The 21102-nt window shown below is 71.6% G+C and carries 22 protein-coding genes; 16 read left to right on the top strand and 6 right to left on the bottom strand.

Features of this window, described 5'->3' with window-relative positions:
• Window positions 1–9 precede the first annotated feature (9 nt).
• Together ACFWBT_RS17735 and ACFWBT_RS17740 are read right to left on the bottom strand one after the other, a co-directional pair.
• Window positions 10–864, bottom strand: a complete 855-nt coding sequence (locus ACFWBT_RS17735) for a helix-turn-helix domain-containing protein (protein WP_385701119.1) — start codon at window positions 862–864, stop codon at window positions 10–12.
• A gap of 10 nt (window positions 865–874) precedes the next feature.
• Window positions 875–1846 (bottom strand): AraC family transcriptional regulator, encoded by a 972-nt coding sequence (locus tag ACFWBT_RS17740; protein ID WP_385701121.1) that lies wholly within the window; start codon window positions 1844–1846, stop codon window positions 875–877.
• A gap of 102 nt (window positions 1847–1948) precedes the next feature.
• Between ACFWBT_RS17740 and ACFWBT_RS17745 the strand changes: the two genes are divergently transcribed.
• Window positions 1949–2782: an NmrA family transcriptional regulator gene (locus ACFWBT_RS17745; protein ID WP_385701122.1), complete on the top strand. Its 834-nt coding sequence runs from the start codon at window positions 1949–1951 to the stop codon at window positions 2780–2782.
• A gap of 18 nt (window positions 2783–2800) precedes the next feature.
• Here the strand turns inward: ACFWBT_RS17745 and ACFWBT_RS17750 are convergent, their stop codons facing one another.
• Window positions 2801–3970 carry a YihY/virulence factor BrkB family protein gene (locus ACFWBT_RS17750; protein WP_385701124.1) on the bottom strand — a complete coding sequence of 390 codons (1170 nt, stop codon included), beginning with the start codon at window positions 3968–3970 and terminating at the stop codon, window positions 2801–2803.
• Between the two features lie 17 nt (window positions 3971–3987).
• On the opposite strand from ACFWBT_RS17750, the gene ACFWBT_RS17755 reads away from it, so the two are divergent.
• The 15 genes from ACFWBT_RS17755 to ACFWBT_RS17825 all read left to right on the top strand — a co-directional run bounded on the left by ACFWBT_RS17755 (window position 3988) and on the right by ACFWBT_RS17825 (window position 19013).
• On the top strand, window positions 3988–5622 hold the full coding sequence (locus tag ACFWBT_RS17755; RefSeq protein WP_385701127.1) for an acyl-CoA dehydrogenase family protein: 1635 nt from the start codon (window positions 3988–3990) through the stop codon (window positions 5620–5622).
• A gap of 260 nt (window positions 5623–5882) precedes the next feature.
• Complete coding sequence (locus ACFWBT_RS17760; protein WP_385701130.1) at window positions 5883–7178, top strand: GAF domain-containing protein; 1296 nt, start codon at window positions 5883–5885, stop codon at window positions 7176–7178.
• A 158-nt stretch (window positions 7179–7336) separates the two neighbouring features.
• Window positions 7337–8686: a hypothetical protein gene (locus ACFWBT_RS17765; RefSeq protein WP_385701133.1), complete on the top strand. Its 1350-nt coding sequence runs from the start codon at window positions 7337–7339 to the stop codon at window positions 8684–8686.
• Between the two features lie 59 nt (window positions 8687–8745).
• A complete protein-coding gene (locus tag ACFWBT_RS17770; RefSeq protein WP_385701135.1) occupies window positions 8746–9318 on the top strand; it encodes a GNAT family N-acetyltransferase in 573 nt (190 codons plus the stop codon).
• 175 nt (window positions 9319–9493) lie between these two features.
• Window positions 9494–9577: a putative leader peptide gene (locus ACFWBT_RS17775; protein WP_309486338.1), complete on the top strand. Its 84-nt coding sequence runs from the start codon at window positions 9494–9496 to the stop codon at window positions 9575–9577.
• Between the two features lie 136 nt (window positions 9578–9713).
• The gene (locus ACFWBT_RS17780) at window positions 9714–11408 is read left to right on the top strand and encodes a nitrite/sulfite reductase (RefSeq protein ID WP_385701137.1); all 1695 of its coding nucleotides are present in this window, start codon (window positions 9714–9716) and stop codon (window positions 11406–11408) included.
• Window positions 11405–11584, top strand: coding sequence for a hypothetical protein (locus ACFWBT_RS17785; RefSeq protein WP_351536777.1), 180 nt, complete (start codon window positions 11405–11407; stop codon window positions 11582–11584). The genes ACFWBT_RS17780 and ACFWBT_RS17785 overlap by 4 nt, the downstream gene beginning before the upstream one ends.
• A complete protein-coding gene (locus tag ACFWBT_RS17790) occupies window positions 11581–12300 on the top strand; it encodes a phosphoadenylyl-sulfate reductase (RefSeq protein ID WP_385701140.1) in 720 nt (239 codons plus the stop codon). Before ACFWBT_RS17785 ends, ACFWBT_RS17790 begins: the two co-directional genes overlap by 4 nt.
• A 68-nt stretch (window positions 12301–12368) precedes the next feature.
• The gene (gene cysC, locus ACFWBT_RS17795; protein WP_385701143.1) at window positions 12369–12905 is read left to right on the top strand and encodes an adenylyl-sulfate kinase; all 537 of its coding nucleotides are present in this window, start codon (window positions 12369–12371) and stop codon (window positions 12903–12905) included.
• A complete protein-coding gene (gene cysD, locus ACFWBT_RS17800) occupies window positions 12902–13840 on the top strand; it encodes a sulfate adenylyltransferase subunit CysD (protein WP_385701146.1) in 939 nt (312 codons plus the stop codon). Before cysC ends, cysD begins: the two co-directional genes overlap by 4 nt.
• A 2-nt stretch (window positions 13841–13842) precedes the next feature.
• On the top strand, window positions 13843–15198 hold the full coding sequence (locus ACFWBT_RS17805) for a sulfate adenylyltransferase subunit 1 (protein WP_385701148.1): 1356 nt from the start codon (window positions 13843–13845) through the stop codon (window positions 15196–15198).
• 238 nt (window positions 15199–15436) lie between these two features.
• Window positions 15437–16546: an aliphatic sulfonate ABC transporter substrate-binding protein gene (locus ACFWBT_RS17810; protein ID WP_385701166.1), complete on the top strand. Its 1110-nt coding sequence runs from the start codon at window positions 15437–15439 to the stop codon at window positions 16544–16546.
• Window positions 16547–16582: 36 nt separating this feature from the next.
• Window positions 16583–17371 carry an ABC transporter ATP-binding protein gene (locus ACFWBT_RS17815; protein WP_385701150.1) on the top strand — a complete coding sequence of 263 codons (789 nt, stop codon included), beginning with the start codon at window positions 16583–16585 and terminating at the stop codon, window positions 17369–17371.
• Entirely contained in the window at window positions 17358–18260 is a 903-nt protein-coding gene (locus ACFWBT_RS17820) for an ABC transporter permease (RefSeq protein WP_385701152.1), read from the top strand. Before ACFWBT_RS17815 ends, ACFWBT_RS17820 begins: the two co-directional genes overlap by 14 nt.
• Window positions 18261–18266: 6 nt before the next feature.
• Window positions 18267–19013, top strand: coding sequence for a sirohydrochlorin chelatase (locus ACFWBT_RS17825; RefSeq protein ID WP_385701155.1), 747 nt, complete (start codon window positions 18267–18269; stop codon window positions 19011–19013).
• 26 nt (window positions 19014–19039) lie between these two features.
• Here the strand turns inward: ACFWBT_RS17825 and ACFWBT_RS17830 are convergent, their stop codons facing one another.
• The 3 genes from ACFWBT_RS17830 to ACFWBT_RS17840 all read right to left on the bottom strand — a co-directional run.
• Window positions 19040–19657, bottom strand: a complete 618-nt coding sequence (locus ACFWBT_RS17830; protein WP_385701157.1) for a DsbA family protein — start codon at window positions 19655–19657, stop codon at window positions 19040–19042.
• A 180-nt stretch (window positions 19658–19837) separates the two neighbouring features.
• Window positions 19838–20431 (bottom strand): TIGR03086 family metal-binding protein, encoded by a 594-nt coding sequence (locus tag ACFWBT_RS17835; protein ID WP_385701159.1) that lies wholly within the window; start codon window positions 20429–20431, stop codon window positions 19838–19840.
• A 10-nt stretch (window positions 20432–20441) separates the two neighbouring features.
• A partial coding sequence (locus tag ACFWBT_RS17840; protein WP_385701161.1) for a ketopantoate reductase family protein occupies window positions 20442–21102 on the bottom strand: 661 nt, incomplete at its 5' end.

Consider the following 21102-nt stretch of genomic DNA (forward strand, 5'->3'; position numbering starts at 1 on the left):
TCCGGCTCGCTACCGGTGACCGGCCAGCTCACCGAGCGTCGCTCCCGCCAACTCCTTCACGTCTCGCGCCAGATGGGCCTGGTCCGCGAACCCGGCGCGCAGCGCGGTCTCCGCGAAGGGGACGCCGTCCCGGGCGAGGGCGAGCGCCCGCTGCAGTCGCAGGACCCGGGCCAGGGTCTTGGGTCCGTAGCCGAAGGCGGCGAGCGAGCGGCGGTGCAACTGCCGTGCGCCCAGGCCCAGTCCGTCGGCCGTCTCGGCTACCGGGCGCCCCGCGTCCAGGGCGGCCACCACCTCCCGGAGCAGCGGATCGGGGGGCTCGGCCTCCGCCGCCCGGAGCAGCGCGATCTCTTCGAGCGCTTCCACGGGGTCGGCGGCCGCGTCGATCCGCGCGGTGAGGCGGCGTACCTCGGAGGCGGGCCACAGGTCGGTCAAGTCCACACGCCGGTCCCGGAGTTCGTTCGCGGGCACGCCCAGGTAGGCGGGTGCCGTACCGGGGAAGAAGCGGACTCCGGCCCAGCCGCCGGGCACTCCGTCCGGAATGTAGGGCCGTGTGTCGGGACCGGCGACGAGCAACCGCCCCTCAGTCCACAGCAGATCCATGCAGCCGTCGGGAAGCACGGCGCCCCGGGCGGTCCCGGACCCGTCCTCGGCCTCGACTCCGTGCCCGTCCCCGTGCCCGGCTCCGCGCCCATCCCCGTGCCCGGCTCCGGAGGCGAGCGCGGACACCGCTGCCGCCACCCGCGAGGACGCCGTCTCCGTCCGGCGCGCGGGTGCCGCCGCGGCCCCGCCTCCCGGTGCGGTACCGGCCAGGACGCGGGTCCAGACCACCGCGCCCGGCAACCGGGACGCCCGTTCCGCGTACATGTACGCCAGGCTACGCCGGGCGGGCCCGGTGCTCCTGCGGGCTGACGCCGTAGACCCGTTTGAAGGCGCTGGACAGCGCGAAGGCGCTGCCGTAGCCGACGTGGCGGGCGATCGTCTCGAGGGTGTCGTCGCTCTCGCGGAGCCGGTCGGCGGCGAGGGCGAGGCGCCATCCGGTCAGATACGTCATCGGGGGTTCCCCGACGAGTTCGCCGAAGCGCCTGGCCAGGGCGGCGCGCGAGACCCCGGCCTTGGCGGCGAGCCCGGCGACCGTCCAGGGGTGGGCGGGGTCGTCCTGGAGAAGCCGGAGCACGCGGCCCACGACCGGGTCCGCGAGGGCCTGGTACCAGGCGGGCGCCGCGGCCTCGGGGCGGGAGAACCAGGCCCGCAGGGCGCTGATCATCAACAGGTCGAGGAGCCGGTCGAGGACGACCTCCTGGCCGGGCTCGTCGCGCACCATCTCCTCGGCGAGGATCGGTGTCAGCGGGCACTCCCACACGTCGGAGGGGAGCGCGAGCAGCGGCGGCAGGGCGTCGAGCAGCCGGCCGTTGACCTCGCCCCGCAGCATGTACGTCCCGATCAGCAGCACCGTGGAGCCGTCGAGCCGGTCGCCCCAGCTGCGGACGCCGAGGTCCCAGTGGCCCTTGAGCGAGCTCCCGTCCGGGTAGGTGCACTCGCCGCCCGGCAGGATCACCGCCTGCGGCGGGGTGCCGGGGTCGTCGGCGCAGAGGTACGCGTCGGGGCCGCGCGCGATGGCGACGTCACCGGCCCGCAGCCGCAGCCGCTCGCCCCGGTCCGGTACCACCCAGGCGTCGCCGCGGACCACCAGCATGATCGTCAGGGGGGCGCGGTCCTCGACGCGTACGCACCACGGCGGGTCGAACGATGCGCGGATCATGAAGGCGCCACGCGCGCGTGGACCCTCCAGCAGGCCTGCGAGGGGGTCCCCCCGCGTGAGCGTGTTCGAGCGTGGGGGAGCGTCCATGGCGCCAGCGTAGACGGCGGTCCGAACGGCCGTGGACGTCCGCTTATGGGAATGAGCCGTTCACCGATGGTTCCTTGCCGGGGGCGGCAGTTGACTGGGCGCATGACAGACAACACGCGGAACATGACGGTGCTGGTGACAGGGGCGACGGGGCGGACCGGGAGCCGGGTCGCGCAGGCCGCGCGGGCGGCGGGTCTGACGGTCCGGGCGGGATCGCGCGGAGAGGGCTTCGACTGGGAGGACGCCTCGACGTGGGCGGGGGCGCTGCGCGGCGCCGACGCGGCGTACCTGGTGTATCCCACGGACGTCGGCTCGCCGGCCGCCACGGAGGCGGTCGGGGCCCTGGCCCGGGAGGCGGTGGGGCTCGGCGTACGGCGGCTGGTGCTGCTGTCGTCGCGGGGCGAGGACCGGGCCCGGCCGACCGAGGAGGCGCTCAGCACGTCCGGCGCGGACTGGACGATCGTACGAGCCGCGTGGTTCGCGCAGAACTTCAGCGAGGGCCCGCTGGTCGAGGGGCTGCGCCATGGGGAGCTGGTCTTCCCGGCCGGTGAGGTGCGGGAGCCGTTCATCGACGTCCGGGACATCGCGGACGTCGTGGTGGCCGCGCTGACCGGGGGCGACCGGTACACCGGTCGGGAGCTCGCGATCACGGGACCCCGGCTGCTGACCTTCCGGGAGGCGGTCGCGGAGATCTCGCGGGCCACGGGCGAGGAGCTGGCGTACACCCCGGTGACGGCGCGGCAGTACGGCGACACGCTGGCCGGATTCGGGGTGCCGGCCGAGGAGGTCGAGTTCCTCGTCGACCTGTTCGAGAGCCTCCTCGACGGCCGCAACTCCCACCTCTCGGACGGCGTCGGGGCGATCCTCGGCCGGGCGCCGCGGGACTTCACGGACTTCGCGCGGGAGGCCGCGGCGGCCGGGGTGTGGAAGGCCTGACGAGGGGCGGCCCCGGGCTCAGTCCCGCGGAGGACGCTCCTCGCCGTTCTTCGGGGCGCGGTGGGTGTGGTGGGTGTTCTTGGCGTGCGTGCGCAGGCGGGACGTCACGTCCTCCGGGGGCAGGAAGCGCGACCAGCGTTCCGGGAACTCGGAGGGCATGTCGGGGTCGTCGGGATCGGCGTCGTAGGAACGGTGCGCGGCGGCGCGGGCCACGAACTCGGCGGCCTGGGCCTCGCGCAGCCGCTCGTTGGCGGCACGGGCCGCGGCGGTGGCGGCGGCCGGCCAGACCCGGTCGATGGCGGCGTTGACGGCCGCGCCCACCAGGACGGCGAAGGCGGAGACACCGATCCACAGCAGGACGGCGACGGGTGCGGCGAGCGAGCCGTAGATGGTGGGGCCCTCGACGGTGTTGGTCAGGTAGATGCGGAGCAGGAAGCTGCCGAGCACCCACATGGCGAGGGCGACCAGGGCGCCCGGCACGTCCTCGACCCAGGGGGACCGGACGGGGACGGACACGTGGTAGAGGGTCGTCAGGAAGACGACCGACAGCACGATGACGACCGGCCAGTACAGGACCTGGACGACGGTCGTCGACCACGGCACGACGTTCACCACGGCGTCCGGGCCCGCCACCATCAGCGGCAGCGCGATCGAGCCGATCAGCAGCGCCACGATGAACAGCAGGAACGACATCACCCGGGTCTTCACGATGCCCCGGGTGCCGTCGAGGCCGTACATCACGGTGATGGTGTCGATGAAGACGTTCACCGCGCGCGAGCCCGACCACAGGGCGAACAGGAAGCCGAGGGAGATGATGTCGGGCCGGCCGCCCTTCATCACGTCGTGCAGGATCGGCTCGGCGATCTGGTGCACGCCCTTCTGGGTCAGCACCGTGCGGGACGCCTCCAGGATGTTGGACTCCAGGCTGGCGATGGTGTCGGCGCCGGTCCAGTCGTCCACGTATCCGAGCAGCCCGATCATGCTCAGCAGCAGCGGCGGCACGGACAGGAGCGTGAAGAAGGCGGCCTCGGCCGCCAGCCCCAGGATCCGGTACTCCATGCACGAGTTGACAGTGTCCTTGATCAGCAGCCAGGCGGTCCTGCGCTTCGAAACGTTCCGGTAGAGCGCGCGAGCGCGGTGGAAGCGGCCCGAGCGAGGCCGTTCAGGTGTTTCTTTTGCCTGGTGCACGTCCTTACGGTAGCGGTATGGCAGCCAGCACCCACACCGTGACCAACCAGGTTCCGCCCCTGGTCGGATATGACGTATTCGCCGCCGACCGGGCCCTCGTCGAGGCGGTTGACCGACATCTCGATCCGGAGCTTCTCGACGAGGCGCGCGAGGAGCTTTCGGCGCTCGGCCGGACGTCCGGTTCCGCCCAGGTGCAGGAGTGGGGTGCGCTGGCCAACGAGAATCCGCCCAAGCTGCGCACCCACGACCGCTACGGCAACCGGATCGACGAGGTCGACTTCCACCCTTCCTGGCACCGGCTCCTCGGCAAGGGCGTGTCGGCGGGACTGACCTCGGCCTGGAGCCGCCCCGGCGGACACCTCCGGCGCGCCGCGGGCTTCGTGATCTGGACCCAGGCCGAGGCGGGCAACGGCTGCCCGCTGTCGATGACCCACGCGGCGGTGCCCGCGCTGCGCACCGACCCGGCGCTCGCCGCCGAGTGGGAGCCGCGGCTGACGTCCGCCATCTACGACCAGGAGCTGCGGCCCGCCGCTCAGAAGGCCGGCGTGCTCTTCGGTATGGGCATGACCGAGAAGCAGGGCGGCAGCGACGTCCGCGCCAACACGACCGAGGCCCGACCGCTCGCCGAGGACGGGACGTACGCGCTGACCGGGCACAAGTGGTTCTGCTCGGCGCCGATGTCGGACGGTTTCCTCGTGCTGGCGCAGGCCCCGGGCGGACTGACCTGCTTCCTGGTCCCGCGCGTCCTGGAGGACGGCACCCGTAACGTCTTCCGTATCCAGCGCCTCAAGGACAAGCTCGGCAACCGGTCCAACGCGTCGAGCGAGGTCGAGTTCGACGGGACCTGGGCGCGCCGGGTGGGCGACGAGGGGCGCGGGGTACGGACCATCATCGAGATGGTCGCGGCGACCCGGCTGGACTGTGTGCTCGGTTCGGCCTCGCTGATGCGCCAGGCGGTCGCGCAGGCGATCCACCACTCCACCTACCGCGAGGCGTTCGGCGGCCGGCTACTCGACAAGCCGCTGATGCGCAACGTCCTCGCCGATCTGGCGCTGGAGTCGGAGGCGGCGACCACGCTGGCGATGCGGCTGGCCGCGGCGTACGACGACGGGAGCGAGCAGGAGCGGGCGTTCCTGCGGCTCGCGGTGCCGGCCGCCAAGTACTGGGTGACCAAGCGGTGTACGCCGGTCGCGGTGGAGGCGCTGGAGTGTCTGGGCGGCAACGGCTACGTCGAGGAGTCCGGGATGCCTCGGCTGCTGCGGGAGTCGCCGCTCAACTCCATCTGGGAGGGCGCGGGCAATGTGCAGGCGCTGGACGTCCTGCGCGCGCTGCAGCGGGAGCCGGGGGCCCTGGACGCGTATCTGCGGGAGGTGGGCCGGGCCCGCGGCGCCGACCACCGGCTGGACGGGGCCATCAAGAACCTGCTCGCCGAACTCGCCGACCTGGACGGCATCGAGGGCCGTGCCCGCCGTCTCGTCGAGCGGATCGCGCTGGTGCTCCAGGGATCGCTGCTCGTCCGGTACGCGCCCCCGGAGGTCGCCGACGCGTTCTGCGCCTCGCGCCTGGGCGGTGACTGGGGCACCGCGTTCGGCACGCTGCCGCACAGTCTGGATCTGGCCACGGTCGTGGAGCGGGCGCGGCCGGTGTCCTGAGAAGGCGCTGAAGCGGGGGTGGTGCTGCGCCGACACGGCACCACCCCCGCCTCCGGCCCCGTGCAGGAGCTCGGACGCCGCACGGGCGGCGTCGCTGTCAGTTTCAAGGAACCTCGTGACCGTTGGCGAGAGTTGCAGACCGTTGCATATTCGTCGGTGCACCTTGGGCGAAGGTCCGGCGAACCCGGCCGAGAGCAGGCACGATGTGGGACGACGGCGGCGTCGCGGCTCGTACGCGGTCCTGGTTCCGGGAGTGCCCTGTGAAGACGACATCGTTCAACCCCGCCCGTTTCGCACCACTGGACGCGCCCGAAACAGCCGGGCACCTCCAGGAGACCTGGGCCGCGTCGGTCAAGGGGGAACGTGGCGCGATCGCCCCGCGTCCGGTGATCGGCCGGTCCTGGCAGCGGGTGAAGCGATTCGGTGTCGATCCCGAACAGGGAACGGGCAGTGTGCTGTTGCAGACGGCCGAAGTCGAACACCGGCGGACCTCCACCGCGCTCGCCGACGTGATGCCGACCCTCCGCGGCGGACTCGGAGCGGTCGCCGACGCCTCCCTGCAGATCATGGTGGTCACCGACCCCGAGGGCCGGGTGCTGTGGCGCGAGGGCAACCCGGGTGTGCTGCGCCGGGCCGACACCATCTGCCTGGAGGAAGGCGCCGCCTGGAGCGAGGACACCACCGGCACCAACGCCATCGGCACGGCCCTGTCCGCGGGCGCCCCCGTCCAGGTGCACTCCGCCGAGCACTTCGTGCGCACCCTGCACGACTGGACGTGCGCCGCCGCGCCCGTGCACGACCCGCGCGACGGGCGGCTGCTCGGGATCATCGACGTGAGCGGCCCGGACAGCACCTTCCATCCGGCCACGCTCGCGCTGGTCGACTCGGTGTCCAGACTGGCCGAGAGCGAACTGCGCGGCAGACATCTGACGGCCATCGAACGGCTGCGCGCCGTGGCCGCTCCCCTGCTGTGCCGGCTGGACGGCCCGGCGCTCGTGGTGGACACCCACGGCTGGCTCGCCGCCGTCACCGGAATGCCGCCCGTCGACCGGGTCCCGCTGCCCGACCTCTTCGGCGCGGGCCCGGCCTGGCTGCCGTCCCTCGGGATGTGCGTCGCCGAACCGATGCCCGGCGGCTGGCTGCTGCGCGTCACCGCCACCGACGACACGGGGAGCGCCGGACGGGTGGTCCTCGACCTCGGCGATCCCCGGCGGCCGCATGTCACCGTCTCGGGCACGGCGGGCAGTTGGGCCCAGGACCTGAGCCCGCGCCACGCGGAACTGCTCTACGTCCTCGCCGTGCACCGGCAGGGGCGCAGCGCGGCCCAGCTCGCGGTCGAGCTCTTCGGCGATCCGACCCGCACGGTCACGGTCCGCGCCGAACTGTCCCGCGTGCGCCGCCGGCTCATCGGGCTCCTCGACCACCGCCCGTACCGCTTCCGCGAGGAGGTCGAGGTCGACGTGCTGCTGCCGGACGACCCCCGGGACCTGCTGCCGCACTCGGCGGCACCGGCGGTGCTCGGAGCGCGGTCGGCGGGCGAACCGGAGCCGTCCTGAGCGCGAGGAGGGGTGAACGAGCGTATTTCGTGAGCGTCTTCCGCCGTCTTTGTCCTGGCCGGGGGGTCTCTGCCGTAGCATCCCCTCACAGGCCACCCCACCCGTCTCTCCGTCAACGCCCTCGGCGGGGGAGGCAGTTGGCCTATTCGGGAGGACGCATGAAGCAGCGCGGCAGGCATCGTCGTCGCAGAAGGGGACAGGCGCTGCGCGCCACCCTGGCCGGAACCGCGCTCGCGCTCACCGCGGCCGCCACCCTGATCAGCACCTCACAGGCCACCGGCAGCAACAGTCCGGGCGGACTCACCGCGCTCCGCTCCAGCTCCGCGGCACAGCAACTGCGCCTGCACGAGAACCTCACCTCCCGGGACACGCTCGACACCCTCAGCGGGAACATGGGCGGCAATGTGGGCGTCGACGGAGTCCTCGACGACACCGACCACGCGATGCGGAACACCGCCGACTGCACCGCCGGTGAGCGGGGGGCGCTGCCCGTCGAGCCCACCGCCACCCGCGCGTACTGCTGGGACGACGCCGACGCGCGGACCGGGCAGTGGCGGCCGCGTTCCGTGACCACGTCCGGTGACGCCGACGGCAGCGGCCGGTGGGGCACCCGCCCGGTGATCCTGGCCGGGTGGACGCACCGCGACGGGCAGGCGGCCGCGCCGACCCGCGACGAAGGCCTGGCCAGGATCGCCTTCGTCGACGCGACCGACCCGGACGCCCTCACCTACCGCTGGGTCCTGCTGGTCGCCCCGCGCTCCGGCGGCGAGGACTTCACGGCGGTCCACTCGGGCCTCGGCGGCATGGCCTGGTACCAGGACAAGCTGATCGTCACGGCGGCGCACGGCGAGGGCCTTCTCGTCTTCGACCTGCACCGGCTGCTGCGGGCCGACGTGGACAGCGGCGCCGTGGGCCGGGTGGGCGACGGCTACTCCGCCGCCGGCTACCGGTACGTGCTGCCCGCCATCGGCTCGTACGACCCGGAGGGCGGCGCCTGTACACGCGGCCGGGACCGCGCGGTCCCCTGCTTCGGCTCGCTCTCCCTGGACCGCACGACCGCTCCGGACAGCCTCGTCGCGACGGAGGCCGCGGGCGGCCGTTCGGAGCGCACCCGTGTCTGGCGGTACGCGTTCAGCACCGCCGCGTACCGCACGGGACTGCTCGCCGACGCCCAGGGCCACGTGGACGCGGTGGAGGCCTACTCGACCAAGGGCACCGGAGTGTCCGGTGTCCTCTCGCACCGGGCCGCGGGCGCGCACGAGACCCGGTGGTACACCGTGCGGCCGTCCGACAGCCGCGCCCGGCACGGCTCCCTGTGGCGGCAGACCGGCCACGGCGCCGAGGCGGCCACGTGCACCGCGGACCAGTCGCACGCCTGCTGGGGCCTGGGCACCGGATCGCTCTCCTACTGGCAGCGGACAGGCGAACTGTGGACACTCACCGACACCACGGCCCAGCGGGTGCTCTACGCGGTGCCGCTGTCGTCGGTCGACGGCTCGCTGGAGTAGCCGCCCGGCCTCCGGACCCCTTTTGGAGGGGCACCCGCCCCCATGGTTCCCTGGCGCTCATGAGCAACGTCATTGTGACCACCTGGTCCCTTGAGCAGACGGCCCCGACCGACCTGCTCCCCGCGGGCGCGCCCGGCGGGGACCTGCGGATCGTCCGCGCCGAGGTCCCCTCCCCCGAGTTCAGCCGCTTCCTGTACGCGTCGGTCGGCGGGGACATCCGCTGGACGGACCGGCTCGCGTGGACGTACGCGCAGTGGCAGGAGGCGCTCGACAGGCCGGGCGTGGAGACCTGGGTCGCCTACGACCGGGGGACGCCCGCGGGCTACGTCGAACTCGACCCTCAGGACGACGGGGCGGTCGAGGTCGTCTACTTCGGGCTCATCCCCGCGTTCCGCGGACGCCGCATCGGCGGCCACCTCCTCTCGTACGGCGTCGCGCGCGCCTGGGACCTGGCCGGACGCTGGCCGGGGCGGGCCGAGACCAAGCGCGTCTGGCTGCACACCTGCAGCAAGGACGGGGAGCACGCGATGGACAACTATCTGCGGCGCGGCTTCAAGCTCTTCGACACCAAGGTCGAGGAGGAGCCGGAGGTGGCCACACCGGGGCCGTGGCCGGGGGCGCACACCGGCTGATCCGCTCCGAGGCGCGGTGGCCACGGCCGTTCGGAACCCCTCGCGGCACCGCGGGGAGGCCCGGTCGTGCCCGGTCATGTGACCGGCGACACCCTTGTCTCGCCATTCGGGACTCGGGTGTCCACATGATGGATGATGGTGGACTGCCCCGAGATCCCCGTGACACGCTTCCGTCATGTCCGGAACTGGAATTGCCTTGGTGAGTCGGCGGCACGTCGACCTCGGCCGCATGTCCAGCGCCATCTGTCCGGCGAGCTGACCAGCCCAGCAGCGCCGACTCTCCCCCTTTTTCGCGACCCTTGCGCAGTGCTGCGCCCATTCTTCCGTATGCACCCGTATGCGCAGGTCAGAGCCGCAGTCAGACCTGTCCCGCAGTCTCGAAGGACGTAACAACCATGGCCGCCACCCCGCAGAATCCCGCCGCCGCGCCCCGCCGCAAGGTGAGCCGTCACCGCGGCGAGGGTCAGTGGGCCGTAGGTCACTTCACCCCGCTCAACGGCAACGAGCAGTTCAAGAAGGACGACGACGGTCTCAACGTGCGGACACGCATTGAGACGGTCTACTCCAAGCGGGGCTTCGACTCGATCGACCCCAACGACCTGCGCGGACGCATGCGCTGGTGGGGCCTCTACACCCAGCGCAAGCCCGGGATCGACGGCGGCAAGACCGCGATCCTGGAGCCGGAGGAGCTGGACGACAAGTACTTCATGCTGCGCGTCCGCATCGACGGCGGCCGGCTGACCACGCAGCAGCTGCGCGTCATCGGCGAGATCTCGCAGGAGTTCGCGCGCGGCACCGCCGACCTCACCGACCGGCAGAACGTCCAGTACCACTGGATCCGCATCGAGGACGTCCCGGAGATCTGGAACCGCCTGGAGGCCGTGGGCCTGTCCACGACCGAGGCCTGCGGTGACACGCCCCGCGTCATCCTCGGCTCGCCCGTCGCCGGCATCGCCGAGGACGAGATCATCGACGGCACCCCGGCCATCGAGGAGATCCACCGTCGGGTCATCGGCAACAAGGACTTCTCGAACCTGCCCCGCAAGTTCAAGACCGCGATCTCGGGCTCGCCGCTGCTCGACGTGGCGCACGAGATCAACGACGTCGCCTTCGTCGGCGTGAACCACCCCGAGCACGGACCCGGCTTCGACCTCTGGGTCGGCGGCGGCCTCTCCACCAACCCGAAGATCGGCCAGCGTCTCGGCGCCTGGGTCCCGCTCGACGAGGTCGCGGACGTCCACATCGGAGTCCTCTCCATCTTCCGCGACTACGGCTACCGGCGGCTGCGCACCCGCGCCCGTCTGAAGTTCCTGGTCGCCGACTGGGGCGTGGAGAAGTTCCGCCAGGTCCTGGAGGACGAGTACCTGAAGCGCAAGCTGGTCGACGGCCCCGCCCCCGACCAGCCGGTCGCCCGCTGGCGCGACCACGTCGGAGTGCACCGGCAGCAGGACGGCCGGTACTACGTCGGCTTCGCCCCGCGCGTCGGCCGCGTCGACGGCGCCACCCTGACGAAGATCGCCGAGCTGGCCGAGGCACACGGCTCGGGCCGGCTGCGCACCACCGTCGAGCAGAAGATGATCGTGCTCGACGTGGACGAGACACGGATCGACTCGCTCGTCGAGGGCCTGGAGGCGCTCGACCTGACCGCGAAGCCCTCCACCTTCCGGCGCGGCACGATGGCCTGCACCGGCATCGAGTACTGCAAGCTCGCGATCGTCGAGACCAAGGCGCGCGGTGCTTCCCTGATCGACGAACTCGAGCGCCGCATCCCCGAGTTCGAAGAGCCCCTCACCATCAACATCAACGGCTGCCCGAACGCCTGCGCCCGCATCCAGGTCGCGGACATCGGTCTCAAGGGTCAGTTGGTCCTGGACGAGCGGGGCGAGCAGGTCGAGGGATACCAGGTGCACCTGGGCGGCGCGCTCGGCCTGGAGGCCGGGTTCGGCCGCAAGGTCCGTGGCCTGAAGGTGACTTCGGACGAACTGCCCGACTACATCGAGCGTGTCCTCAAGCGTTTCCAGGCGGAGCGCGAGGACGGCGAGCGCTTCGCCACCTGGGCCTCGCGGGCCTCCGAGGAGGCCCTGTCGTGAGTGAGCGTGCCGCGCCGTTCTACTGCCCCTACTGCGGGGACGAGGATCTGCGACCCAGCGAGGAGGGCCACGGCGCGTGGGAATGCGCGGCGTGCAACCGAGCCTTCCAGCTGAAGTTCCTCGGGCTGCTGTCCCGAGGCCTTCGGCAGGAAGAGCGTGGAGGGGCGGAGATATGACGACGATTCAGGAAGAGCGCACGGGCGAGGACTTGAGGAGCCTGGCCGAGCGGGCCGGGCGCGACCTGGAGGACGCCTCCGCCCTGGAGATCCTCCGATGGGCCGTGGACACCTTCGGCAAGAAGTTCTGTGTCACCTCCTCCATGGAGGACGCCGTCGTCGCCCACCTCGCCTCCCGCGCGGTGCCCGGCGACAGCCGCGTCGGCGTGGTGTTCCTCGACACCGGCTACCACTTCCCGGAGACGATCGGCACCCGTGACGCGGTCGAGGCCGTGATGGACGTCGACGTCATCACGCTCACCCCGCGCCAGACGGTCGCCGAACAGGACGCCGAGTACGGCCCGAAGCTGCACGACCGCGACCCGGACCTGTGCTGCGCCCTGCGCAAGGTCAAGCCCCTCGAAGAGGGCCTGACCGCGTACGACGCCTGGGCGACCGGGCTGCGCCGCGACGAGTCCCCGACCCGGGCGAACACCCCGGTGGTCGGCTGGGACGAGAAGCGGCAGAAGGTCAAGGTCTCGCCCATCGCCCGCTGGACGCAGGACGACGTCGACGCGTACGTCGCCGAGCACGGGGTCCTCACCAACCCGCTGCTGACGGACGGTTACGCCTCCGTCGGCTGCGCGCCCTGCACCCGCCGGGTGCTGGAGGGCGAGGACGCGCGCGCCGGCCGCTGGGCGGGCCGCTCGAAGACCGAGTGCGGGCTGCACGGATGACGCCGACGACGACGGCAACCACGACGACCGCGCCCGCCGCGGACCCCACGATTTCTCAGGAGCAGCAAGTGACGACCGGAGCCACCGTCTGGCTCACGGGTCTGCCGAGTGCCGGCAAGACCACCATCGCGTACGAGCTGGCCGGCCGGCTGCGCGAGGAGGGCCACCGTGTCGAGGTCCTCGACGGCGACGAGATCCGCGAGTTCCTCTCGGCGGGCCTCGGCTTCAGCCGCGCCGACCGGCACACCAACGTGCAGCGCGTCGGCTTCCTCGCCGAACTGCTCGCCCGCAACGGCGTCAAGGCGCTCGTCCCGGTGATCGCGCCCTACGCGGACAGCCGCGAGGCCGTGCGGGGGCGCCACCAGACCGGGGGCACCCCCTACCTGGAGGTGCATGTGGCGACCCCGGTGGAGGTCTGCTCCGTACGCGATGTGAAGGGGCTGTACGCCAAGCAGGCCGCGGGCGAGATCTCGGGGCTGACCGGCGTCGACGACCCGTACGAGGAGCCCGAGTCGCCCGATCTGCGGATCGAGTCGCACACCCAGACCGTGCAGGAGTCCGCTGCCGCGCTGCACGCGCTGCTCACCGAGAGGGGTCTCGCATGACGATCGTCGCCAGTGTCTCCGAGGAGACGCAGCGCAGCCCGTACGCGCTGTCGCACCTGGACGCGCTGGAGTCCGAGGCCGTGCACATCTTCCGTGAGGTCGCGGGCGAGTTCGAACGGCCGGTGATCCTCTTCTCCGGCGGCAAGGACTCCATCGTCATGCTGCACCTGGCGCTGAAGGCGTTCGCGCCCGCCGCGATCCCCTTCACGCTGCTGCACGTCGACACCGGACACAACTTCCCCGAGGTCCTCGGCTACCGCGACCGGACCGTGCAGCAGCACGGCCTGCGTCTGCACGTCGCCTCGGTGCAGGACTACATCGACCGCGGTGTGCTGCGCGAGCGCACCGACGGCATCCGCAACCCGCTCCAGACCCTCCCGCTCACCGAGAAGATCCAGGGCGAGCGTTTCGACGCCGTGTTCGGCGGCGGACGCCGTGACGAGGAGAAGGCCCGCGCCAAGGAGCGGGTGTTCTCGCTGCGGGACGAGTTCTCGCAGTGGGACCCCCGCCGCCAGCGCCCCGAGCTCTGGAACCTGTACAACGGCCGCCACGCGCCCGGCGAGCACGTCCGCGTGTTCCCGCTCTCCAACTGGACCGAGCTGGACGTCTGGCAGTACATCGCCCGCGAGGGCATCGAGCTCCCCGACATCTACTTCGCGCACGAGCGTGAGGTCTTCCGGCGGGGCGGCATGTGGCTGACCGCCGGCGAGTGGGGCGGGCCGCGCGCGAGCGAGACTGTAGAGAAACGACAGGTGCGCTACCGGACAGTGGGCGACATGTCCTGCACCGGTGCGGTCGACTCCGACGCGACCACCCTGGACGCCGTCATCGCCGAGATCGCCGCCTCCCGCCTGACCGAGCGCGGCGCCACCCGCGCCGACGACAAGGTGTCCGAGGCCGCGATGGAAGACCGCAAGCGCGAGGGGTACTTCTAGACATGACCAGCACCACCGAACCCACCGAGCCCCTGTCGGTCGAGCAGTTGTCGGCGACGACCCTGCTGCGTTTCGCGACCGCGGGCTCCGTCGACGACGGCAAGTCCACGCTCGTCGGGCGGCTGCTGCACGACTCCAAGTCGATCCTCACGGACCAGCTGGAGGCCGTCGAGCGCGCCTCGGCGAACCGCGGGCAGGACGCCCCGGACCTCGCGCTGCTCACCGACGGCCTGCGCGCCGAGCGCGAGCAGGGCATCACCATCGACGTCGCCTACCGCTACTTCGCCACCGCGCGCCGCCGGTTCATCCTCGCCGACACCCCGGGGCATGTGCAGTACACCCGCAACATGGTCACCGGCGCCTCCACCGCCGACCTGGCCGTCGTGCTCGTGGACGCCCGCAACGGCGTGATCGAGCAGACCCGCCGGCACGCCGCCGTCGCCGCGCTGCTGCGCGTCCCGCACGTCGTCCTCGCCGTGAACAAGATGGACCTCGTCGAGTACGAGGAGTCCGTCTTCGCGGCGATCGCCGAGGAGTTCACGGCGTACGCCTCCGAGCTGGGCGTCCCCGAGATCACCGCGATCCCGATCTCGGCGCTCGCCGGTGACAACGTGGTGGACGCCTCCGCGAACATGGACTGGTACGGCGGCCCGACGGTCCTGGAGCACCTGGAGACCGTGCCGGTCAGCCACGACCTGGCGCACTGCCACGCGCGGCTGCCCGTGCAGTACGTGATCCGCCCGCAGACCGCCGAGCACCCGGACTACCGGGGGTACGCCGGTCAGATCGCGGCCGGTTCCTTCCGCGTCGGCGAGAGCGTCACCGTGCTGCCGTCCGGGCGCACCTCGAAGGTCGCCGGGATCGACCTGCTGGGCAAGCCGGTCGACATCGCGTGGACGCCGCAGTCGGTGACCCTCCTGCTGGCGGACGACGTCGACATCTCCCGCGGTGATCTGCTCGTGCCGAGCAAGGACGCGCCCCCGACCACGCAGGACGTCGAGGCGACCGTCTGCCATGTGGCGGACGAGCCGCTCACCGTCGGCCACCGGGTGCTGCTCAAGCACGGCACCCGCACGGTCAAGGCGATCGTCAAGGACATCCCGTCCCGGCTGACGCTGGACGATCTCTCGCTGCACCCGCACCCGGGCCGGCTGGTCGCCAACGACATCGGCCGCGTCAAGATCCGCACCGCCGAGCCGCTCCCGCTCGACGCGTACGCCGACTCCCGGCGCACCGGCGCGTTCATCCTGATCGACCCGGCCGACGGCACCACGCTCACCGCGGGCATGGTCGGCGAGTCCTTCGCCGCGCCGCAGCCGGTCAAGGACGAGTCCGACGACGACGGTTGGGACTTCTGACATGAACCCCATCGACATCTACTCCACGTTCGCGAAGGAGGGCGGCCGCGTCGGCAGCGGCGCCCTCGGCAGCGGGCAGGGCGGAGTCGCGCGATGTGCGCGATGACGTACGCGCACTGCCTGCGCGCCCCGTCCCCCCACCCGACGTCCCGGATGCGACGAAGACCTGCCGACCTTCCCGGCCACGACTGAAAACGTGACCGCCGGGCCAACGAGAGGAACACCTCCCGTGCCTGCCATCCGCTCCAACCGCTCCGCTCTGGTGCGCCGCGGCATCGCCGCCGCCACCGCTCTCCCCCTCCTCGCCCTCGCCGCCTGCAGCTACGGCTCCGACGCGAAGGACGACACCAAGGCGAAGGTCGCCGCCGGTTCGAAGAAGATCGACGGTCTCGACTCCGTGAAGATCGGCTACTTCGGGAACCTCACGCACGCCACCGCGCTGGTCGGCAACCAGAAGGGCTTCTTCCAGAAGAAGCTCGGCGCCACCGAGGCGAAGTACCAGATCTTCAACGCCGGCCCGTCCGAGATCGAGGCGCTCAACTCGGGCTCCATCGACATCGGCTGGATCGGCCCCTCGCCGTCGATCAACGGCTTCACGAAGTCCGAGGGCAAGAGCCTGCGCATCATCGGCGGTTCGGCCTCGGGCGGCGTCAAGCTCGTGGTGAACCCCAAGAAGATCAAGTCCCTGAAGGACGTCAAGGGCAAGAAGATCGCGACGCCGCAGCTCGGCAACACTCAGGACGTCGCGTTCCTCAACTGGGCCGCGGAGCAGGGCTGGAAGGTCGACGCCCAGAGCGGCAAGGGTGATGTGTCGGTCGTCCGCACCGACAACAAGATCACTCCGGACGCCTACAAGTCCGGTTCCATCGACGGCGCCTGGGTGCCGGAGCCGACCGCGTCCAAGCTGGTCGCCGAGGGCGGCAAGGTGCTGCTCGACGAGCGGGACCTGTGGCCCGACAAGAAGTTCGTGATCACGAACATCATCGTGTCGCAGAAGTTCCTCAAGGAGCACCCGAAGGTCGTCGAGGCGGTCCTGAAGGGCTCGGTCGAGACCAACAAGTGGATCAACGCCAACCCGGACGACGCGAAGGCCTCGGCGAACAAGCAGCTGGAGGCCGACTCGGGCAAGGCGCTGCCGGCCGATGTCCTGGACCCGGCCTGGAAGTCCATCCAGATCACCAACGACCCGCTGGCCTCGACGCTGAACACCGAGGCGGACCACGCGGTGAAGGCCGGTCTCCTGGAGAAGCCCGAGCTGGCCGGCATCTATGACCTCACGCTCCTGAACAAGGTCCTCGCGGCCGCGGGCGAGAGCTCGGTCGACGACGCCGGTCTCGGCGTCAAGTAAGTCCGGATCCCAGTGAGTTCCCAGGAGGTGACGACCATGGCAACGACGCTCGCCAAGGCCGCCGACGGCGCCGACACGACCGAGTACGCCGCCCGCATCGAGCACGTCTCGAAGTCCTTCGCCGGACCCGCGGGGCCCCAGCTCGTCCTCGACGACATCACCCTCGATGTCGCACCGGGTGAGTTCGTCACCCTCCTGGGGGCCTCGGGGTGTGGCAAGTCCACGCTGCTGAACCTGGTGGCGGGGCTCGACAAGCCCTCCGCCGGAGGCATATCGACCAACGGGCGCCCGGCTCTGATGTTCCAGGAGCACGCCCTCTTCCCGTGGCTGACCGCGGGCAAGAACATCGAACTCGCCCTGAAGCTCGGGGGAGTTCCGAAGGCCGAGCGGCAGGACAGGGCCGAGGAACTGCTCGAACTCGTCCGCCTGAAGGGTGCGTACGGCAAGCGGGTGCACGAACTGTCCGGCGGTATGCGCCAGCGCGTGGCGCTGGCCCGGGCGCTCGCGCAGGACAGCCAGATCCTGCTGATGGACGAGCCGTTCGCGGCGCTGGACGCGATCACCCGGGACGTCCTGCATGACGAACTGACCCGGATCTGGCGCGAGACGGGTCTGTCCGTCCTGTTCGTCACGCACAACGTCCGCGAGGCGGTGCGACTCGCGCAGCGCGTGATCCTGCTGTCCTCGCGCCCGGGGCGCATCGCCCGCGAGTGGACGGTGGACATTCCGCAGCCGCGCCGCATCGAGGACGCCCCCGTGGCGGAACTGTCCATCGAGATCACCGAAGAACTGCGTGGGGAGATCCGCCGCCATGGCCAGCACTGAGACGAGGGCCGACGCCGCGGTCAAGGACAACGACGGCCTGGGCGGTCTGGAGGCGGGCCTCGACGCGCTCGAGTCCTCCGTCGCCGGCCGCAGGTCCTTCGGCACGACGTTCCGGCAGAAGGTGCTTCCGCCGCTCGTCGCGTTCGCGATCGTCCTGGTGGCGTGGCAGGCACTGATCACGTTCAAGATCGTCGATGACCCGACCAAGCTGCCCTCGCCGTCCGACGTCTGGGCCGAGGTCCAGGACGCCTGGCTCCAGGGCAAGCTGCTCGACTACATCTGGACCAGCGTCTCGCGGGGTCTGCTGGGCTTCCTGCTCGCCCTGGTGATCGGGACCCCGCTGGGCCTGCTGGTGGCACGGGTGAAGTTCGTGCGCGCCGCGATCGGTCCGATCCTGTCGGGACTGCAGTCCCTGCCGTCGGTGGCGTGGGTGCCGCCGGCCGTGATCTGGCTGGGCCTGGACAACAAGATGATGTACGCGGTGATCCTGCTCGGCGCCGTCCCGTCGATCGCCAACGGGCTGGTGTCGGGCGTGGACCAGGTGCCGCCGCTGTTCCTGCGGGCGGGCCGCACGATGGGTGCGACGGGCCTGCGGGGGACCTGGCACATCGTGATGCCGGCCGCGCTGCCCGGCTACCTGGCCGGTCTGAAGCAGGGCTGGGCGTTCTCGTGGCGCTCCCTGATGGCCGCGGAGATCATCGCCTCCTCCCCCGACCTCGGCGTGGGCCTCGGCCAGTTGCTGGAGAACGGCCGCAACGCGAGCTCCATGTCGATGGTCTTCCTCGCCATCTTCCTCATCCTGTTCGTCGGCATCGCCATCGACCTGATCGTCTTCAGCCCGGTGGAGCGGTGGGTGCTGCGCAGCCGCGGACTCCTGGTGAAGGGCTGACCCGTCATGAGCAGGCCGGAGCGCCCCGTCCTCGTCGTCATCGCCCACGGCAGCCGCGACCCGCGGCACGCCGCGACGGTGCATGCCCTGGTACGGAAGGTGCGCGCCCAACGCCCCGGCCTGCGCGTGGAGACCGGCTTCCTCGACTTCGCCGTCCCGTCCGTGCAACGGGTGCTGAACTCCCTGGCGGCCGAGGGCGTTCGCGATGTGGTGGCCCTGCCGCTGCTGCTGACCCGCGCCTTCCACGCCAAGTCGGACATCCCGGCGGTGCTGCGGGAGGCACCGTCGCGGCTGCGGATCCGGCAGACGGAGGTGCTCGGCCCGTCCCCGCTGCTGACGGCCGCGCTCGAACGCCGTCTGTACGAGGCCGGGCTGACGCCCGCCGACAAGTCCTCGACCGGGGTCGTGCTGGCCTCGGCGGGGTCCACCGACCCGGAGGCGATCGCGGTGATCGCAGACATCGCGCGGGAGTGGCGGCACACCGGTTGGTGCGCCGTGCGGCCCGCGTTCGCCTCCGCATCCCTTCCCCGCACCGAGGACGCCGTCCGCGAACTCCGAGCCCTCGGCTGTGAGCGCGTCGCCGTCGCCCCGTACGTCCTGGCCCCCGGCTTCCTGCCGGACCGGATCGCCCGGGGTGCCGCCGGGGCCGACGTCCTCGCCGATGTCCTCGGGCCCGCGCCGGAGGTCGCGCGGGTCCTGCTGGACCGCTACGACGAGGCCCGGATGCCGTCCTTGCAGGCGATCGGCGCCTGATCCCCCGGCTGCCGCCAGGGGCGGGATCAGTCGAAGGCGAGCCCGCCCGTGCGGGTCCTCTTGAGCTCGAAGAAGTCGGGGTGGGCGGCGAGGACTCGGAAGCTGTCGAACAGTTCGGCGGCCTTCTCTCCCCGCGGGACGGCCCGGAGCACCGGGCCGAACCACACCGTTCCCTCGACGTGGATGGTGGGAGTCCCCACATAGGCACCGGAGTCCCGCTCGGTGCCGGCGTCATGGCTGCGGCGCACCGCCACGTCGTACGAGGGGTCGTGGGCCGCGTCGGCCAGTTCGGCCGGGAGTCCGAGCTCGGCGAGCGATTCCGTGACCACGGCGTCGAAGTCCTTCACTCCGCTCTGATGGATGCGGGTGCCGAGGGCGGTGTAGAGGTCGCGCAGCACCTTCTCGCCGTGCCGCTCGGCCGCGGCCACCGCGACCCGTACCGGACCGATGGACTTGTCCACCAACTCCCGGTACCAGTCGGGCAGTTCATTGCCGATGTTGTGCAGGTAGAGGCTCATCGCGTGGAAGCGGAGGTCGAGCGGACGCTCCCGCTCGACCTCCAGCATCCAGCGTGAGGTGATCCAGGCGAAGGGGCAGGCGGGGTCGAACCAGAAGTCGACGCGGGTGGGCGAGGTGGTCGTCATGTCATCGAGGCTAGTCACACATTGGCACAGGGTCTCGGTCCAATTACCCGCGGATTTCTTGGTCCAATCGCCCACGGGGCCGACGTCCGCTCCTGCTCCGGACGGACGGCTGCCGGGGTACCGGTCCATGGTCCGCCCACCCTCGCGACCGGTGTCTCCGCTCGCGCCGGGCCGGGCACCCTACGCCGTGGACCGGCGCGGATCGCGACCGCTGTGGGCGAGGGCGCGCTCGAACACGGGCGCGTCGTCGGGCACGTCCACCGGGTCGGCGAAGCCGTCGTAGCGGCGGTAGAGCTCGGCATGGGTGTCGACCACGTCCAGGACGAACCGTGCCGCGCCGTCCGAGACACGGAACGGCTGGCCGGTGGCCGCGGCGACGTCCCAGCCGTGCACCGCCATCTCCTTGACGACCATCGAGGCGATCTCCGCGGCGGGCATCTTCGCCACGCCGATGTCGACCTCGCCGTCCCACACGGCGGGGTCGTCCCAGGCGGCGACCGCGCGGCCGAGCTGCTCGGCGTAGGCCTCGGCCCAGCCGGGTTCGGCCGTGAAGTCGCGCGCGGTCAGCTCCTCGGAGAGCTGCTTGCGCAGGGCCCGGTGCTCGAGTCCGTGCGCGGTGTAGAGGACCCAGTGGTTGACCAGGGTGCGGACGTCCCAGTCCGCGCAGTGCGAGGACTCGGACAGCTGCGCCGCCGTGACACCGCGGGCCACCCGGGCGGCCTCGGCGGCGCATTCGACCATGTGCGGATACACGTTCTTGTACGGATCGTTCATGGGTTCCACGCTAGGGACGCGGCGCCCGCTCCTCTTGAACAAACGCGACAGCCTCGTCGGCCAGCCGCACGAGCTCCGTCACCGGCATCGACCCCGCCGCCCGGCGTTCGCGCGCGAAGGTGTTGGCCAGCCGCTGGAGCAGGTCGTTGAGCGGGGTCGGTACGCCGTGCAGCCGGCCCAGGAGCGCGATCTCGCCGTTCAGATAGTCGGCCTCGATGGTGCCGGTGCCGCGGTGCAGGGACTGCCAGGAGGAACCGGCGCCGCGCTCGGAGCCGTCGAGGGGCTTGAAGGTGATCTTGTCGGCGCGGGCCCGGCTCTGCTCCTCCTCGCCGGCGTAGGCGATACCGGCCGCGTCGAGCACCGCCGCGCCCTCCGCCCGTACCCGCGCGAAGAGCGCCAGGCCCTCCTCGCCGGTGAGGACCCCGCTGACCGCCTCGATCGCGTTGGCGAGATTGCCCAGGAGCTTGGCGTACTGCCAGCGCGCCACGTCCGGAACGACCGGCGCCTCGAAGCGCGCCGTCTCCAGGTCCGCGGCGATCCGGCGGACCGTGTCGTCGGTGCCGTGCGGAACCCGGCCGAGGTGCAGGATGCCGGTCAGCGGGGAGCCGGCCGCCGCGACGACGCCGGGTTCGACGAAGGTGGCGGGCAGCCAGACGCAGACCCCGTACACC

It is taken from the genome of Streptomyces sp. NPDC060027 (assembly GCF_042737005.1).
Classification (GTDB): Bacteria; Actinomycetota; Actinomycetes; order Streptomycetales; family Streptomycetaceae; genus Streptomyces.